General features: G+C 72.6%; 12 protein-coding genes and 1 pseudogene. 2 read left to right on the top strand and 11 right to left on the bottom strand.

The genetic code is table 11. The features are described from left to right. Window positions 1-29 precede the first annotated feature (29 nt). From AC3ANM_RS15110 to AC3ANM_RS15060, 11 genes are all read right to left on the bottom strand, one after another. Window positions 30-836, bottom strand: a complete 807-nt coding sequence (locus tag AC3ANM_RS15110) for an ABC transporter permease (protein WP_488285237.1) — start codon at window positions 834-836, stop codon at window positions 30-32. Next, window positions 833-1,843, bottom strand: coding sequence for an ATP-binding cassette domain-containing protein (locus AC3ANM_RS15105; RefSeq protein ID WP_488285236.1), 1,011 nt, complete (start codon window positions 1,841-1,843; stop codon window positions 833-835). Before AC3ANM_RS15105 ends, AC3ANM_RS15110 begins: the two co-directional genes overlap by 4 nt. Before the next feature lie 82 nt (window positions 1,844-1,925). Then, window positions 1,926-3,149: a threonine ammonia-lyase gene (gene ilvA / locus AC3ANM_RS15100; protein ID WP_488285235.1), complete on the bottom strand. Its 1,224-nt coding sequence runs from the start codon at window positions 3,147-3,149 to the stop codon at window positions 1,926-1,928. 22 nt (window positions 3,150-3,171) lie between these two features. Continuing rightward, a complete protein-coding gene (locus tag AC3ANM_RS15095; RefSeq protein ID WP_488285234.1) occupies window positions 3,172-4,506 on the bottom strand; it encodes a glutamate mutase L in 1,335 nt (444 codons plus the stop codon). Window positions 4,507-4,549: 43 nt separating this feature from the next. Next, window positions 4,550-5,734, bottom strand: a complete 1,185-nt coding sequence (locus tag AC3ANM_RS15090) for a cystathionine gamma-synthase (protein WP_488285233.1) — start codon at window positions 5,732-5,734, stop codon at window positions 4,550-4,552. A gap of 68 nt (window positions 5,735-5,802) precedes the next feature. Beyond that, entirely contained in the window at window positions 5,803-7,167 is a 1,365-nt protein-coding gene (locus AC3ANM_RS15085; protein ID WP_488285232.1) for a glucoamylase family protein, read from the bottom strand. Window positions 7,168-7,195: 28 nt separating this feature from the next. Continuing rightward, window positions 7,196-8,242, bottom strand: coding sequence for a LacI family DNA-binding transcriptional regulator (locus AC3ANM_RS15080; protein WP_488285231.1), 1,047 nt, complete (start codon window positions 8,240-8,242; stop codon window positions 7,196-7,198). A 74-nt stretch (window positions 8,243-8,316) separates the two neighbouring features. Further along, complete coding sequence (locus AC3ANM_RS15075) at window positions 8,317-10,194, bottom strand: ABC transporter ATP-binding protein (RefSeq protein WP_488285230.1); 1,878 nt, start codon at window positions 10,192-10,194, stop codon at window positions 8,317-8,319. A gap of 2 nt (window positions 10,195-10,196) precedes the next feature. Further along, entirely contained in the window at window positions 10,197-11,117 is a 921-nt protein-coding gene (locus tag AC3ANM_RS15070) for an ABC transporter permease (RefSeq protein WP_488285229.1), read from the bottom strand. After that, window positions 11,114-12,103, bottom strand: coding sequence for an ABC transporter permease (locus AC3ANM_RS15065; RefSeq protein ID WP_488285228.1), 990 nt, complete (start codon window positions 12,101-12,103; stop codon window positions 11,114-11,116). The genes AC3ANM_RS15070 and AC3ANM_RS15065 overlap by 4 nt, the downstream gene beginning before the upstream one ends. Before the next feature lie 37 nt (window positions 12,104-12,140). After that, entirely contained in the window at window positions 12,141-13,817 is a 1,677-nt protein-coding gene (locus tag AC3ANM_RS15060) for an ABC transporter substrate-binding protein (RefSeq protein ID WP_488285227.1), read from the bottom strand. 252 nt (window positions 13,818-14,069) lie between these two features. Between AC3ANM_RS15060 and AC3ANM_RS15055 the strand changes: the two are divergent. After that, window positions 14,070-14,753: pseudogene (locus tag AC3ANM_RS15055) on the top strand (cellobiose phosphorylase); the annotation flags it as partial. Next, a complete protein-coding gene (locus AC3ANM_RS15050) occupies window positions 14,727-17,426 on the top strand; it encodes a cellobiose phosphorylase (RefSeq protein WP_488287961.1) in 2,700 nt (899 codons plus the stop codon). The pseudogene AC3ANM_RS15055 and the gene AC3ANM_RS15050, both read left to right, overlap by 27 nt. Window positions 17,427-17,428 lie beyond the last annotated feature (2 nt).

The raw sequence follows: 17,428 nt of genomic DNA, 5'->3' as shown, positions 1-17,428 counted from the left end.
GGGCCACCGGCGCCGGGCCGGCGCGGGGGTCAGCGGCTGGTGGACCGGCGGTACTGCGCGCTGGCCAACGGCACGAAGACCAGCAGCACGCCGACGGCCCAGATCAGGGTGTAGAGCTCGGGGTGGTTGAGGGCCCAGCCCTCGGGGGCCGGGGCCCTGGCCGGGATGTTGCCGAACAGTTCGCGCGCGGCCTGGGTGACCGCCGAGACGGGGTTCCACTCGGCGAACGTCTGCAACGGGCCGGGAAGGGTCGACAGCGGCACGAACGTGTTGGCGACGAAGGTCAGCGGGAAGATGAAGATGAACGAGGCGTTGTTGACCACCTCGGGGCTCGGCACCAGCAGCCCGACCCAGGCCATGACCCACGAGATCGCGTAGGCGAAGACGATCAGCAGCAGGTAGCCCAGCGCCGCCTCGGGCAGCGAGGTGTTGATCCGCCAGCCGACGATCAGCCCGGTCAGCGACATCACCACGAGCACGATGACGTTGTTGACCACGTCGGACAGGGTGCGGCCGAAGAGCACCGCGGACGGCGACATCGGCAGCGAGCGGAACCGGTCGATGATCCCCTTCTTGACGTCGTCGGCCAGCGCCGAGCCGGTGATCGTGGCCCCGAAGACGACGGTCTGGGCGAAGATGCCGGCGATGAGGAACTGGCGGTAGAGGGCGCCGCCGCCCGCGGTGTCGATCGCCCCGCCGAAGACGTAGGCGAACAGCAGCACGAACATGATCGGCGACAGGGTGGTGAAGACCAGCAGGTCGGGCACCCGCTTGATCTTGATCAGGTTGCGCTTGGCGACCACCAGGCCGTCGCTGACGGCACTCTGCGCGCTCATCGGGATCCCTCCATCACGGCCGGCCGCTCGGCACCCGCCGCGCTGCCGCCCTCGGTCGTCGCCTCGGCGGCGTGCCCGGTCAGCGCCAGGAAGGCGTCGTCCAGGGTGGGCCGCCGGATGCCGATGTCCTGCACCTCGATGCCCTCGGCGTCCAGGGCCCGCACCGCCTCGAGCAGCGGCGCGGTGCCGCCGCCGGTGGGCAGGGTGATCCGCCTCGTGTGCTCCTGGACGTCGGCGGCCGCGCCCTCCACGGCCAGCGGGGAGAGGACCTGACGGGCACGGTCCAGGCGGGTCGCGTCGGCGATGACGACCTCGAGCCGCTCGCCGCCCACCTGGGCCTTGAGGTCGTCGGCGGTGCCGCGGGCGATGACGCGGCCCTGGTTGACCACGACGATCGAGTCGGCGAGGCGGTCGGCCTCCTCGAGGTACTGCGTGGTCAGCAGCAGCGAGGTGCCCTCGGCGACGAGGTCGGTGATGACGTCCCACATGTCGCCGCGGCTGCGCGGGTCCAGACCGGTCGTCGGCTCGTCGAGGAACAGCACGGGTGGCCGGGCGACCAGCGCCCCGGCCAGGTCGAGGCGGCGGCGCATGCCGCCGGAGTAGGTCTTCACCGGCCGGTCCCCCGCGTCGCTGAGCCGGAACTGCTCGAGCAGCTCGCGCGCGCGGGCCCGCGAGGCGGCGCGACCGAGGTGGTAGAGCCGGCCGACCATGTCGAGGTTCTCGAAGCCGGTGAGGTAGTCGTCGACCGCGGCGAACTGGCCGCTGAGCCCGATCAGTCCGCGCACCCTGGCCGGGTGGGCCAGCACGTCGACGCCGGCGACCTCGGCGCGCCCGGAGTCCGGTTGCAGCAGGGTCGTCAGCACCCGCACGGCCGTCGTCTTGCCCGCGCCGTTGGGGCCGAGCACCCCCAGCACCGACCCCTCGGGCACCTGCAGGTCCAGGCCGTCGAGGGCCCGGACCTCCTTGTAGTGCTTGACCAGGCCCTCGGCCACCACCGCGTGCGTCATACGGGCCAGCCTCGCACGAGCCACCGACACCTGCGAGGAGTTTGCCGCCACCCACCCAACGGCGGCCGGCCGCAGGCGCGGATCAGCTGAAGTTCAGCTTGTAGCCCTTGGCCCGCAGCGTGCGCAGGACCTCCTCGCAGTGGCTCTGCCCCTTGGTCTCCAGCTGCAGGGCGATCTCGACCTCGTCGACGTGGAGCGTGGCGCCCATGCGCACGTGCTCGATCTCGAGGACGTTGGCGTCCACTGCGGCGAGGTCGGCCAGCAGCGCGGCCAGCGAGCCCGGACGGTCCGGCACCCGCAGGCGGAACTGCAGGTAGCGACCAGCAGCCGACATGCCGTGGCGGATGATGCGCAGGAGGAGCAGGGGGTCGATGTTGCCGCCGGAGAGCACCGCGACGACGGGTCCGTCGAACGACCCCTGGCCGGCGGCCAGCAGGCGGGCCACCGAGGCACCGCCCGCGGGCTCGACGACGAGCTTGGCCCGCTCCAGGACGAACAGCAGCGCGCGGGAGATCATCTCCTCGCTGACCACCTCGATCGAGTCGACCAGCTCGCGCACGATGGCGTAGGGCACCTCGCCGGGGCAGCCCACGGCGATGCCGTCGGCCATGGTCGACATCGAAGCCAGCGCCATCGGGTGCCCGGCTGCCAGGGACTGCGGGTAGGCCGCGGCCTGCTCGGCCTGCACCCCGACGACCCGCACGTCCGGCCGCTTGGCCTTGACCGCGACGGCCATGCCGGCGAGCAGGCCGCCCCCGCCGACGCTGGTGACGATGGTCCTGACGTCGGGGCACTGCTCGAGGATCTCCAGGCCGCAGGTGCCCTGCCCGGCAACGATGTCGGCGTGGTCGAACGGGTGGATCAGGACCGCGCCGGTCGTGATCGCCATCTCCTTGGCGGCGACCAGCGCCTCGTCGACCGTCGTGCCGACCTGCTCGACGTGGGCGCCGTAGGCGCGGGTGGCGAGCAGCTTGGGGATCGGCGCACCGATGGGCATGAACACCGTCGACTCGATACCGAGCAGCTGCGCGGCGAGCGCGACGCCCTGGGCGTGGTTGCCCGCGCTGGCGGCCACGACGCCGCGGGCCTTCTCCTCGTCGCTGAGCCGTGCCATCCGGGTGTAGGCGCCGCGGATCTTGAACGAGCCGGCGCGCTGGAGGTTCTCGCACTTGAGGTAGACGTCGGCACCGACCCGCTCCGACAGCGCGCGGCTGTACTCCAGCGGCGTGGGGCGGACGACCCCGCTGAGGAGGTCCTGGGCGGCCAGGACGTCCTCGAGGGTCACGGGCAGCGACGGTGATGCCATGCGCGCAGGCTAGTCGCTCCGCTCAGCGGACTGCGAGGACCCCTCGGGCCAGCCGGGCGGCCACCTCCGGGCCGTGGCCGGGGGCGTCGGTCAGCAGCCCGACGGCAAAGAGCAGGTATGCCGTGTCCACGGCCGGGCGTGCCCCGTCCGGGACCCGCCAGCCGCCCGCGTAGTCCCGGGTGACCGCCCCGAGCACCGCCTCGGCGACCCCTGGGCCGCCGTGCCGGAGCACGCCGCCGGAGCCGACGACGTGGGCGAGGTTGGCCGTGGGCCGGCCGCCCTCCCCCGGGTGGGCGGGGCGTGCGTGGCGGCGCACCGCGACCAGCGCCGCGAGGCGGGCCAGCTCGGTGTCCAGACCGGCCTCGCGGCCGTCGGCGGGCAGGTGCCCGGTGTCATGGGCGACCCGCTCGGCCCAGTGCCGGAGCCGGGCGAGCTCCGCACCCGCCAGCAGGTGCTCGGCACCGGCGGCCTCGACCACGCCGAGGGCGTTCCAGCGCATGCCCAGGTCGCCCTCGACGGTGCGGGCGTGCCACAACGGGGCGACGACGTCCTTGTGCAGCGTGGCGTCCTCCCCCTCGGGGGTGATCACCGAGTAGACGTCGGTCGTCGCGCCGCCGACGTCCACGACGAGCACGTCGCCGTCGACGGCCGCGGCGAAGGTCTCGATCCCGCGGAGCATGGCGTCCGGGGTCGCGGCGCGGACCATCTGGGCGAACTGCGGGCCACGCGACAGGCCCTTGCCGCCGATGACGTGGCGCAGGAACACCTCGCGGATCGCGGCGCGGGCACCGTCGGGGGCGATGACGCCGATCTGCGGCAGGACGTTGCCGGTGACCACGAACCGCCGCCGGGTGGAGCCCAGCAGCCCGGCGACCTCTTCCGCCGCGTCGGCGTTGCCGGCGACGACCACCGGCTGGGCGACGCGGGCCCTGGCGAGCCGGGAGGCGTTGTGCAGCAGGACGTCCGCGTTGCCACCGTCGGTGCCGCCGACGAGCAGCACCACGTCGGGCCGGGCCGCGCGCAGGCCGGCCAGGTCGGCGCCGGACATCGGCCCGGCGGCGACGTGGACGACCTTGGCGCCGGCGCTGAGCCCCACCCGGTGGCCCGCCTCTGCCGTCACGGCGCGCTCGTAGCCGACGACCGCCAGCCGCAGCCCGCCCCCGGCGCTGGAGCAGGCGAGCACCTCGTCGACCCAGTGGCCCTCGAGCTGCTGGCGGATCTGCCGGTAGCCGTCGAGCACGTCGGTGCCGACGGTGGTCGGCACCGACGCAGCCGCGCGCAGCTCACCGGCGTCGGTGTCGACGAGCACGGCCTTGGTGAACGTCGACCCGAAGTCGACGCAGAGCACCTGCGTCACGGCGGTCCCGGTGGCGTGGGGTGGACGGGGTGGCGGGCCGGGCTCAGGCGGTCTTGTCGAGCGCCGCCGCGAGGTCGGCGATGAGGTCGTCGGCGTCCTCGATGCCGACCGAGAGCCGGATCAGGTCGGCGGGCACCTCGAGCTCGGTGCCGGCCACGCTGGCGTGCGTCATCCGGCCGGGGTGCTCGATGAGCGACTCGACGCCGCCGAGGGACTCCCCCAGCGTCCAGACCGAGGTCGCGCCGCAGACGTCGACCGCGCGCTGCTCGCCGCCGGTGACCTGGAAGCTGACCATCCCGCCGAAGCGGCGCATCTGCTTCGCCGCCACGTCGTGGCCGGGGTGGCCCTCGAGGCCCGGGTAGTGCACGGCGGTCACGTCGTCGCGGCCCTGCAGGAACGCCACGACCTTCTCGGCGTTGTCGCAGTGGCGGTCCATGCGCACCGCGAGGGTCTTCAGCCCGCGCAGCACCAGCCACGCGTCGAAGGGCCCGGCGACGGCGCCCATCGAGTTCTGGTGGAAGGCGATCCGGTCACCCGCGTCCTCGAAGCCGGGCACGGTCACCGACTCGGCGACGACGACCGCGCCGCCGACGACGTCGCTGTGACCGCCGCAGTACTTGGTCGTGGAGTGCATGACGATGTCGGCGCCGAGCGCGAGCGGCTGCTGCAGGTAGGGCGTCGCGAAGGTGTTGTCGACCGCGAGCAGCGCGCCGGCCTCGTGGGCCACCTCGGCCAGGGCCGCGATGTCGGCGATGCCCAGCAGCGGGTTGGTCGGGGTCTCGACCCACACGATCTTCGTCTGACCGGGGCGGATCGCCGCCCGCACGGCCTCGACGTCGTGGATCGAGGTGATGGTGTGCTCCACACCCCACGGGCGGGCGACCTTGTTGAACAGGCGGTAGGTGCCACCGTAGGCGTCGCTCGGCACGACGACGTGGTCGCCGGGGGTGAGCAGTGAGCGGATGACCGTGTCCTGGCCGGCCAGGCCGGAGGCGAACGCGAAGCCGCGGGCGCCACCCTCGAGGGCCGCGAGGCACTCCTCCAGCGCGGTGCGGGTCGGGTTGGCGGAGCGGCTGTACTCGTAGCCGCCGCGCAGGCCGCCGACGCCGTCCTGCTTGTAGGTCGAGACCTGGTAGATCGCCGGCACGACCGCGCCGGTCTGGGGGTCGGGCTCCTGCCCCGCATGGATGGCGCGGGTGGAGAAGCCGGTGTCGCTGTGCTCGGTCATGCGGGCCAGCCTAACGGCCGCCGCACGCCTCCCCTGAAGCCGATCGGAGCCCTGATGACGCCGATCTGTCAGGGCGTCGGCGGCAGGTCGAACTGCTCGTCGGCTGCCAGCAGCGGGCGCAGCGCGGCCTCGACCTCGGCGGTGGCAAAGCCGCGGCGCACGACGTCGTCGCCGAGCGCGTTGCCGAGGGCGGCCATGACCATCGACTGGTCGAGCGAGAGGTAGCAGTCGGCGAGCGTGCCCGAGTGCACCGCGACCGCGTCGAGGAACCCGCCCGGGCCGTAGGCACCCAGGTCCTCCTCGAGGTGGCGCAGGTTGGCCACCACCGCCCCGGTCTCGTAGCGCAGCGCGAGGAACGCCGCGTGGGGCGTGACGACCCCGTCGCCCCAGGTGCCGGCCTCGGCCAGGGTGCGCTCCATGTCCGAGGGGTAGCCGCCGGCGGTCAGCCCGACGGCCTCGACGCCCCACTCGCTGTAGCCGCCGCCGGGGATGCTCGCCGGCGAGAAGCCCCACGCGCCGTAGCCGGCCTCCTCCATGCCGAACTCGCGCTGCGCCCGCACCATCAGCCGGTGGTTGGCCCCGAACGAGGCCGGCGCCCAGACGTCCTCGGGCACGAGCAGGTCCGGCATCAGCTCCTCGAACATCGAGCCGCCCCACGTGGCCACGAGGCGCACGCCCCGGTGCTCCCGCGTGCGCCGGTGCATGGCGGCGTAGTGCTCCGGCGGGACCTGTCCGTGGGCGATGCCGACATAGCTGGCGATCCTCGGCTCGGACATCAACGGGCCGTACCAGTGCGGGGTGTAGTAGACGTCCGGGCCGCGACCGTGGTGGTTGCCCACCACGTGCGGGGCCTCGCCCGGGGGCTCGTCCCAGAAGCCGCCGCGCAACAGGCCGCCCGGTATGCCGTGTGCCTGGGCCTGCGGGTCGTGGAACGAGCCGAAGTCCATGGACCGCGCGAGCGCCCCTGCGGTCCCGGCGACCGCCGGCTCGGCGGACGCGGCGACCATCAGCCCGGCGGCCAGCCATCCGTTGTCCACGCTGGACAGGAACGGGTGGATGACGTCACCGCCGGGGAACTCGCGCATCACCTCACCGGTGGTGATGGCGTACCAGTTGTAGAACATGCCGCTGGGCTCGTGACGGCCCAGCGTCGTCAGGGTGTCGACGGCCCGGCGGAGGCGGTCGCGGCACTCGTCCGCGCCGATGATGCCGAGCTCGCGCGCGGCGACCGCGCTCCACAGGTAGCCGCCGATGTTGGTCGGCGAGGTGTTGAGGCTGCGCGAGGCGGGATCGAGGTCGCCGTCGATGCGGTCGGCCGGCAGGCCGGTGCCCTCGTCGGTCATGGCGACGAACGAGCGCCACGTGTCGGCCGCCCACCGCCTCAGCGTCGCGTCCCGGGTGTCGTCGAGGGCGTCGTCGAGGGCGTCGGTCACAGGTCCTCCGGGGGCGTCGTGTCGAGGGTCAGTCGGGGCCGCCCTGGCCCAGCACCGCGGTGGTGCGGTCCCAGTGGCAGCCGCAGGAGCCGCGCAGGACGAGGCGGCTGGGCAGCGGGTCGGGGTCGGGGCGGTCGGCGAGCCCCGGGTCGTTGACGAGGCGGTGCAGGTGGGTGGCCGCCAGGCGGCCCAGCTCGTGCATCGGCTGGCGCACCGTGCTCAGCCCCATGTAGCGGGCCGTCATGATGTCGTCCCAGCCGGTGAGGGCCAGGTCGTGCGGCACCCGCACCCCCTGCGCGTTCAGCAGGACCATCAGGCCCAGGGCCAGCTCGTCGTTGGCACAGACGACCCCGTCCACGCGGGACCGGAGCCGGCGCACCTCGGCGGCGACGTCCGCGGCATACCGCTCCACCAGGATCGCCGGGATCGGGGGCGCCGCCTCCTCCAGGCCGCGCTCCTCCAGGGCCGCGCGGAACCCCTGGTAGCGGTGCTGAACGTCCGGGGAGCCGTGCGGGTCGCCGACGAAGACCAGCTTCGAGCGGCCGTGCTCGAGCAGGTGGCGGGTCAGCTCCGTTGCGGCGTGGACGTTCTCGGTGGTGACGGTCGGGCAGCCGCGGATGGGCTCGCGAGCCAGCAGCACCGTGGGGATCTTGCGCCGGATGGCCGCGACGGCCTGGTCGGGCAGGGTGGACTGCGCGATGACGAGGCCGTCGACGCGGCCGCTCAGGTCGCGCACCGTGCGCCGCATGTCGCTGCGGTTGGCCGTGACGACCACGACCACGCTCTGCCCGTAGTGCGCGGCCGCGGACTCGTAGCCCATGAGGATCGCCGAGTAGTAGGGACCGCTCAGCTCGGGCAGGACCAGGCCGTGGGCCTCGTGCCGGTTGGCCGGCAGCGCGCGGCCGGCGCGCAGCGGCACGTAGTCCAGCTCGGCCGCGGCGCGCAGGACCTTGCTGCGGGTCTCCGCCGAGGCGGGGCGCGAACCCTGCAGCACCCGCGAGACGGTCGCGATCGAGACCCCGGCCCGCTCGGCCACCGTGTAGATCGTGACCGGGCCGGCCTCGTCCCTGCTCATGAGCTCTCCTCCCGCCGTGAAGCGAGGCCACTGTGCCGCCCCGCCCCCATCGGCACAAGCAGGGGGTCGGTGCGTCACGGGACCAGGTGCTCGGCGAAGGGGTTCGGGACGGCCGCGAGCAGGGTCCGCGTGTACGCGTCCTCCGGCTCACGGATGACCCGCAGGGCCGGGCCGTGCTCGACGACGCGACCCTCGTTGAGCACGAGCACCTCGTCGGCGATCATCCGGGCGCTGAGCAGGTCGTGGGTGATGTAGAGGACGCCCACCCCCGAGTCGTCGACGAGTGACTGGAGCAGCTCGAGCACCTCGGCCCGGATCGACACGTCGAGGCTGGAGACCGGCTCGTCCGCGACGATGAGCTGGGGGTCGGCGGCCAGGGCGCGGGCGATGACGACCCGCTGGCGCTGGCCCCCGGACAGCTCGTAGGGGTAGCGGCCGAGGAACCGGCTGGAGGGCGTCAGGGCCACCCGCTCCAGGAGGCGGGCCGCCTCCTCACGGGCCTGCGCGGCCGACATCCCGCGGAAGTTGCGCAGGGGGCGCGTGAGGGCGTACTCCAGCGTCTTGGTGGGGTTCAGCGAGGAGTAGGGGTCCTGGAAGACCATCTGGACGCTGCGGCGGTAGTCGCGAAGACCCTTGCCGCGCAACGACTCCACAGCCACCTCGGCCCCGTCGGCCGGCCGGAAGCGGATGGTCCCGGAGGTCGGGCGCTCCACGGCCGTGATCATGCGAGCCAGGGTCGTCTTGCCGCTGCCGCTCTGACCGACCAGTGCGGTGACCTCGCCGGGTCGCAGCGTGAACGACACGTCGGCGACCGCCTCGACCCGGGACACGTGCAGGCCGCGGCGGCGCTCGAAGACGCGCCCGACGCCCTCGACGGTGAGGAACGGCTCGCGCCGCTGGGCGGGGTCCGCGTCCGCGCCGCTCTTGACGAACTGCGGGCCGGCGAACGTCGTCGTGCGCGGCGGCAGGTCCGCCGCGCCGGGGCCGCCCTCGAGCTGCAGCCGCGCGACGTGGCAGGCCGCCTCGCCGCCGGCGAGGGGCAGCAGCTGCGGGGTCTGCTCGTCGCACAGGGCGATCCGCTCCGGACAGCGCGCGGCGAAGGAACAGCCCTGCTGCGGCCGGGTCAGGTCCGGCGGCCGGCCCGGCACGTAGGTGATCGCGATGGTCTCGGCGCGCGGGTCGGCATACGAGCCGAGCAGGCCCTTGGTGTAGGGGTGCAACGGCGAGCGGAGCATGTCCCTGGCCGCGTGCGACTCGACCAGCCGCCCGGCATACATGACGAGGATCCGGTCGGAGAGGTCCACGACCGTGCCGATGTCGTGGCTGATGAACAGCACGGCGAACTGCTGCTCCTGCTGGAGCCGGCGGATGTTGTCCAGGATCGAGCGCTGCACCACCACGTCCAGGCCGGTGGTGGGCTCGTCGAGCAGGACGAACCGCGGCCGGTTCGCCAGGGCCAGCGCGAGGTTCACCCGCTGCTTCATGCCGCCGGAAAGCTCGTGCGGGTAGGCGCTGATGAAGCGCTGGTCGATCATGACCATGTCGAACAGCTCGCGGACCCGCTCGGTCACGGCGGCGCCGCGCAGGTCGCTGTGCGCCTCGATGGCGTCGCGGAACTGCCCCTCGATCCGGACGACCGGGTTGAGGGAGTTCATGCTGCTCTGGAACACCGTGGCGATGTCGCGCCAGCGGTGGGCGCGCAGCTGGTCCTCGCCCAGGGCGGTGATGTCCTGCCCGTCGAAGGTGATGCTGCCGCCGCTGATCCGGCCGGGCCGTTCGGTGAGCCGCAGCAGCGCCGTGCCGAGGGTGGACTTGCCGCTGCCGGACTCCCCGATGAGGCCGACGAACTCGCCCTCGGCGACATCGAAGGAGACGCCGTCGACGGCGGTGATCGGCCGGTGCAGCTTGGGTTCGTAGCGGACGGAGAGGTCACGAACCTCCAGCAACGCCATGGTCACTCCTCCCTCAGGTGGGGGTTGCTCAGCAGGTCGACGCCGAAGTTGATGAAGGTCAACGAGGTGATGAGCAGCGCCAGGGTCAGTCCGGGCACGAGCACCCAGATCCACAGGCCCTGGGCGACGGCGCCCTGGGCGTTGGCCTGGTAGAGCATCGTCCCCCAGGAGACCGTGGACGGGTCGCCCAGGCCGAGGAAGGACAGGCCCGCCTCGGCGCCGATCGCCCCGGTCGCGGCGCCGACGAAGCCCGCCGCGACGAGCGAGGTCATGCCCGGCAGGATCTCGCGGAAGACGATGCGGAACGTGCTCTCGCCGGAGAACTTCGCGGCCGTGACGAAGTCGCGGTTGCGCAGCGTGATGATCTGGGACCGCTTGGCCCGGGCGTGCCCGGCCCACGAGGTGATGCCGATGACGAAGACCAGCAACGGCAGGCCGCGGACGTCGGAGTAGGCGACCAGGACGATCATCAGCGGCAGCACCGGGACCACCAGGGCCACGTTGGTGACGAAGGAGAGCAGGTCGTCGACGATCGTGCCCTCCTTGTAGCCGGACACGAGGCCGACCACGAGCGCGATGGCGGTGGCGAACAGGCCGCCGAACAGGCCGACCAGCAACGAGGTCCGGCTGCCGTAGACCAGCTGGGAGAAGATGTCCCCGCCCTGGGTCGTGGTGCCCAGCGGGTGGGCCGCCGACGGGGGCAGCAGGGCCTCGAAGTCCGTGCGGGCGCCGTCGTAGGGCGCGATCACCGGTGCGAGGACGGCGACCACGACGAAGAACGCCAGCAGCAGGATGCCGATGCGCGCCTTGCGGTTGCCCCAGATGAGGGCGTACCAGCGCGGTGGGGTGACCGAGGCCTCCTCGGCAGGGACGTCGACGGGCAGCTCGGCCCGGTCGGTGGGCTGGACGACTCCGGTGCTCATTGGCCCGCCTTCCTGGCGCGCGGGTCCAGCACGCCGTAGAGGAGGTCGGCGACCAGGTTGGCCAGCAGGACGCCGACGATGATGAACAGCAGCAGCGCCTGCAGCAGAGGGAAGTCCCGGTTGCCGACCGCCTCCCCCATGAGCCGGCCCATCCCCGGGTAGTCGAAGATCGTCTCGACGAGGATCGAGCCGCCGAGGACGCCACCGAGGGCGATGGCGAAGCCGGTGACGCTGGGCAGCAGGGCGTTGCGGGCGGCATAGCGCAGCGCCACGACCCGGTCGGGCAGCCCCTTGGCCCGGGCCAGCCGGATGTAGTCCTCGCCGAGGTTCATCACCATCGTGTTGCGCATGCCGAGGATCCAGCCGATCGGTGCGGTGACGAGCAGCGAGGCCGCCGGCAGCAGCGAGTGCAGGGCGGCGTCGCCGATGAAGCCGAGGTTCCACCCGGGCATCGAGTCCTCGTAGCCGCCGGAGGTCGGGAACCACCCGAGGGTGTAGCCGAACGCGAACAGGAGCAGCAGCGCGATCCAGAAGCCCGGCAGCGTGCCGAGGAAGGTCGAGCCGAGCGTGACCACGCTGTCGAAGCGGGTGTTGCGCCGCCAGGCCGCGAAGGCCCCCAGGGTGACGCCGATGACGAACGCCAGGACCTGGGTGACCCCGACCAGGACGAGGGTCCACGGCAGGGCGTGGCCGATGACCTCGGTGACGGGGTAGGGGAAGTAGGTGTAGGAGATTCCGAACCTGCCGTGCGCGAGCGCCTGGAGGTAGTCGACGTACTGCTGGAACAGGCTGCCGTCGGGGGCGCCGAGCATCGCCCGCATGGCCTTGACGGCCGCGGGATTGAGCTCGGCGTCCTTGCCGGCGAGCTTGCGGACCATCACCTCCGCGGGGTCCCCGGGCTGGAGCCTGGGGATGATGAAGTTCAACGTGATGGCCGCCCACAGCGTGGCCAGGAAGAAGCCGATCCGTCTGGCGAAGTAGCGCATGCTGTCCTCTCCTTCCTGGCCGCGCCGGGGTGCCGGCTCAGCCCTGGGCCGGGCGCAGGTGGGTCAGGATGAGCAGCCGGTTGTCAGTCGGGTGCGCGTAGGGGTCGGACTCGCTCGGCCAGCCGACCGCCTTGTCCGTGCGGTAGATGATCCGCGTGGGGGCGTAGAGCAGCGCCGTCACCGGGAACTGCGTCATCATCGTGTCGACGATCTGGCCGACGTAGGACTTCTGCTGGGCCGGGTCGCTCGTGGCACCGAGCGCGGCGACCTCCTTGTCGGTGGCCGGGTCGGACCAGCGCTGCACGTTGGGCAGGATCGAGTCCGGCTTCGGGATCTGGTTGGTCGCCAGCTTCGAGCCGAGGTTCGTGGCGATGGTGCAGCCGCCGTTGAGGTACTCGAGCATCATCTGGAAGTCGCCGGACTTCTTCTGCGCGTCGACCGAGTCGGGCGCTGACGCCACGACCTTGGTCGGGATGCCGACCGCGTTGTAGTCGCGGGCGATCACGTCGGCCATGGCCTGGTAGTCGATGAAGCCGGCCTGCACGCTGAAGGTCAGGTTGAGCGGCGAGCCGTCGGGGTTGGTGCGCTTGCCGTCCGCGCCCTTCTTGTAGCCGGCTGCGTCGAGCATCTGGTTGGCCTTGGCCACGTCATAGGGAGTGACCGTGTCCTTGCCCTTGTAGCTGTCGGGCAGCAGCTTGGACATGGTCGGCAGCTTCAGGCCGGTCTGGCTGGCCGGCTTCATGATCCCGTAGGTCGCCTTGTCGGACATCTCCTGGCGGTTGAGCGCCGGCGCCATGGCCGCACGGAACTTCACGTCGGAGAACGGCTTCTGCTTGAGGTTCTGCGTGAGAACCGTGGTGCCGTTGGGCGCGTAGTAGAAGTGGTTGTGCTTGGGGTCGGCCGCGACGAAGGCGCGCTGCGGGTTGGGGATCTCGCCCCAGTAGGCGTCGAGCTGGCCGCTGCGCAGCTTCAGCGAGGCCTGCGAGGCGTCGTACTGCCCCTCGAGGACCAGCTGCTTGACGTGGATCTTGTCGGCCTGCCAGTAGTCGGCGCGACGCTCGAGCACGAGGCGGCGGCCGTTGTAGCTCTTGACCTTCATCGGCCCGGAGCCCGCGGGGTTCTTGTCGATGAACTTGGTCGGGTCGCCCACCGAGCCGTAGACGTGCTCGGGAACGATCGGCGCCTTGATGATGTCGTCGAACTTCGCCACGGCGGGGCCGGTGAACTCCATGACGACCGTGTTGCCCTCGGCGGTCACGGACTTCGCCGGGGCGCCGAAGGTGTCGTTCCACAAGCCGGCCTTGTCGGCGGCGGCGTACTTCTTGCCCAGGTTGTAGGTGAACGCCACGTCCTTGGCGGTCAGCGGCTGGCCGTCGCTGAGCTTCACGCCGTCGCGGATGGTGAACGTCAGCTTGGTCGCGCCGTCCCACTTGTATGCCGTGGCGAGCCAGGGCGTCACGTCGCAGCTGAGGCCGTTGCGGACCATCAGCGGCTCGTAGAGCCAGGTGCTCGTGAGCGGCGTCGGCGCGAACGGGTTGTAGTTGACCAGGCCACCGACGGTCGTGGGCGCGTCGGACGGGAAGGTCAGGCTGGCGATCATCCCGTCGCTGCCGGACCCACCTCCACCGGCCGCCCCGACCTTGCCGGAGCAGGCGGTCAGGCCGGTGGCGGCACAGGCCGCGACGACGACAGCGATGGTGGTCCTGCGAAACATGGGCACTCCCCTGCTGGGTGAAATTTCGGCCAACGTAGAGCGCCGTCAAGCGGCCGGTCAATGGTTACGTCCATGAAACTACTTTCACACCTTGCCCAGTCACGCCCTGTCGCATCCGTCCCGATTTACATCCAGTTTCATGCACGATCGGGGTAGGAACCAGCAGCCGCGAGGTGGTAGACATCTCGTGTGTCTTTCACTCTTCAGGCGCCGCCGACGCTCCCTGTCCATCGTGTAACCAGCAGGTCAGGGATGGCCGCACAGCTCACCTCCGGGGCCGCGCTGCAGCGCCTCGACGCGGGCGACCTGAGCTTGCTGCTCCACCCCGCGAGCGAGCTCGAGACCGGGCTGGCCAACCTCTGGCTGCGCCGTCTGGAGGACGGGCGCGCGACGTGGACTCCGCTGCTCGGCCCGGCCGCGCCGGGCGAGGTCCGGTGGAGCGAGGACGGCCCGCTGGTCACGGGTCAGTGGCAGGGCCTGCGGTATGCCGTGCGGCTGCGGCTCGCCGAGGAGGTCACCGCCTGGTTCTGGCACGTCGACGTCACCAACACCACGGGCGCCGAGGTCACCGTCGACGTCGTCTGCGCCCACGACCTGGCCCTCACGCCCTACGGCAACGTGCGCGTCAACGAGTTCTACGCCAGCCAGTACCTCGACGTGACGCCGGTGGCCACGCCGCAGGCCGGCACCGCCCTCGCCGTCCGGCAGAACATGCCCGGCGAGCGGGTCCCCTGGGCTCTCGTGGGGTCCCTGCGCCACGGCGCCGGCTGGGCCACCGACGCGCTGCAGCTGGTCGGTCGGACCGCTGACGGCTCCCGCGCGCTCGTCGGCCTCGACCGCGCCGAGCTGCCCTCCACGAGGCTCCAGCACGAGCACACCCTCGCCGTCGTGCAGGACGCGCCGGTCGCCCTGGCCCCCGGCGCGGACCTGCGGACCGGCTTCTTCGGCATCACGCAGGTCGACCACCCGGCCGCCACCTCCTCCGCCGACGCCGACCTCGCCGCGCTGGCCCTGCGCCAGCCCGAGGCGCTCACGCCGGCGGACGAGCACGGCACCCAGGGCGACAGCGACCTCACCGCCGACCCCGACACCGACGCCGTCGCCACGCCCCAGACGCCCTCCCTCTTCGGGGCGGCCGCCTTCGCCGCACGCGACCTCACCGCGACCGAGCTGGCCGACCTGGCCGGCAGCCCCCTGGCCCAGGAGGAGCACGACGGCGCGACGCTGCTCAGCGCGTTCACCGCCGACGGCACCCACGTCGTCACGGCGGCCAAGGAACGCCGGGTCCTGCGCCCGCACGGGCACATCCTGCGCACCGGCAACGCCCTCGTGCCCGACTCGGGAGTGCTGACAAGCACGTGCTGGATGACCGGCGGCTTCCACAGCCAGGTCACCCAGGGCCACGTCAGCCGCGGCACGGTGCTGTCCACCCGGCGCACCTACCTGGGACTGCTGCGCGCCCAGGGCCTGCGCGTCTTCGTCGACACCGCCGACGGCTGGAAGCTGCTCGACCTGCCCAGCGCCTGGGCGCTCACGCCCGGGTCCTGCCGCTGGTGGTACGCCGACGACGCCGTGACCCTCGAGGTCACCGCCACCGCCCCCACCGGGCACCACGAGCTGGGGCTCGCCGTGCGCCTGCTGCACGGCGGGCCCCGCCGCCTCCTCGTCTCGCTGCACACCGCCCTGGGTGCGGACGACGGGCAGGCTCCCGACGCCCCGCACCTGAGCGCCCACGAGGCGGGCGCCACCGTCGGTGGCGAGGGCCGCGCATACTCCCTCGCCTGGTCGGCGGGCTCGGTGGAGCAGGTATGCCGTGACGAGACGCTGTTCACCGACGACACCTCCCGGGGCCTGCCCTTCGTGACCCTGGTGACGACGGCGAGCGACCACTGGGAGCTCACCCTCACGACGGACGTGGTCGGCGCGGACGACGCGGTGCAGCCGCGCATCCGGGAGGACCGCGGCGACGACCTGTGGGGTTCGGTGCGCTCCTCGCTCAGCCTCGAGGCCCCTGCCGGCTCCGCCCGGGCCGACGAGGTCGCCCGCCTGGACCAGGTGCTGCCGTGGTTCGCCCACGACGCCTTCGTGCACTACCTGTCCCCGCGGGGGCTGGAGCAGTTCACCGGCGGCGGCTGGGGGACCCGCGACGTGTGCCAGGGCCCGGTCGGCCTGCTGCTGAGCCTGGACCGGCCGGACGCGCTGCGCGAGGTGCTGCTGCTGGTGCTGCGCGCGCAGAACGCCCGCGGTGACTGGCCGCAGGCGTTCGACTTCCTCCCGCCGGTCCCGGCAAACGGGCAGCAGGGCTCGCACGGCGACGTCGTGTTCTGGCCGCTGCTGGCCCTGGGCGAGTACCTGCGCGCCAGTGGCGACGGCAGCCTGCTCACTGCGGAGGTCCCGTTCACCGGCGACGACGGCCCGACCGACGCCGCCCCGGTGCTGGTGCACGCCCGGCGCGCCCTGGAGCGCATCCGGGAGTGCACCGTCCCCGGGAGCCCGCTGCCGGCATACGGCCACGGCGACTGGAACGACTCGCTGCAGCCGGCCGACCCGCAGCTCGCGGCGCGCCTGGTCTCGACCTGGACCGCGACGCTGCAGGTGCACGCGCTGCGGACCCTGGCCGCCGGCCTGCGCGAGGCCGCCCCGACGCTCTCGGTCGCCGACCAGCTGGCCGACGACGCCGAGCGGCTCGCCGAGGCCACCCAGGCGGCGATGCACGAGGTGCTCAAGGCCGACGGGCTGCTCGCCGGCTACGGCCTGCTGCACGACGACGGCCGGGTCGAGCACCTGGTCCACCCCAGCGACGACCGCACCGGCCTGACCTACGGCGTGCTGCCGTGGATCCACGCCATCTCCGCCGACCTGCTCTCCCCCGAGGAGGCCGACCACCACCTCGCGATGATCCGCGAGCACCTGCTCGGCCCCGACGGCGCCCGGCTCTTCGACAAGCCGGCGGCCTACCGCGGCGGCCCGATGGAGGTCTTCCAGCGCGCCGAGGGCAGCACCTTCTGGGGCCGGGAGATCGGCCTGATGTACACCCACGCCCACCTGCGCTACGCCGAGGCGCTGGCCCGCCGGGGCGACGCCGAGCGGCTGTTCGAGGCGTTCTGCCTGGCCAACCCGGTCGGCATGCCCGAACGCGTCGAGCAGGCCCGGGTGCGGCAGTCCACGACCTACTACTCCTCCTCCGACGGGGTCTTCGCCGACCGCTACGAGGCGGCCGAGCGCTACGCGGAGCTGATGGCCGGCCAGGTCGAGCTCGAGGGCGGCTGGCGCGTCTACTCCTCCGGCCCGGGCCTGTTCCTGCGGCTGCTCCAGGAGTGCGTCCTCGGCCTGCGCCGCCGCGGCGACCGCCTCGAGGTGGACCCGGTGCTGCCGGCCGACCTCGACGGGCTCGTCGCCCGGATCCCGTTGGGCGAGAGCGTGGTCCGCGTCGAGTTCACCGTGCGTGGCCGCACCAGCGGCCCCTCCCGGGTCGCCCTGAACGGCACCGACCTGCCGACCACCGAGCTCGACAACCCCTACCGCCGGGCCGGCGTCAGCGTGGACCTGACCGCGCTGCGCGCCGCCCTGACCGGCACCGACGACGTCCTCACCGTGGAGATCTGCTGACC

The sequence above is a fragment of the Oryzihumus sp. JJN4-3R genome (assembly GCF_057747915.1).
Note: the sequence above shows the minus strand (reverse complement) of the source record. Positions and strands in the feature narration are given on the sequence as shown.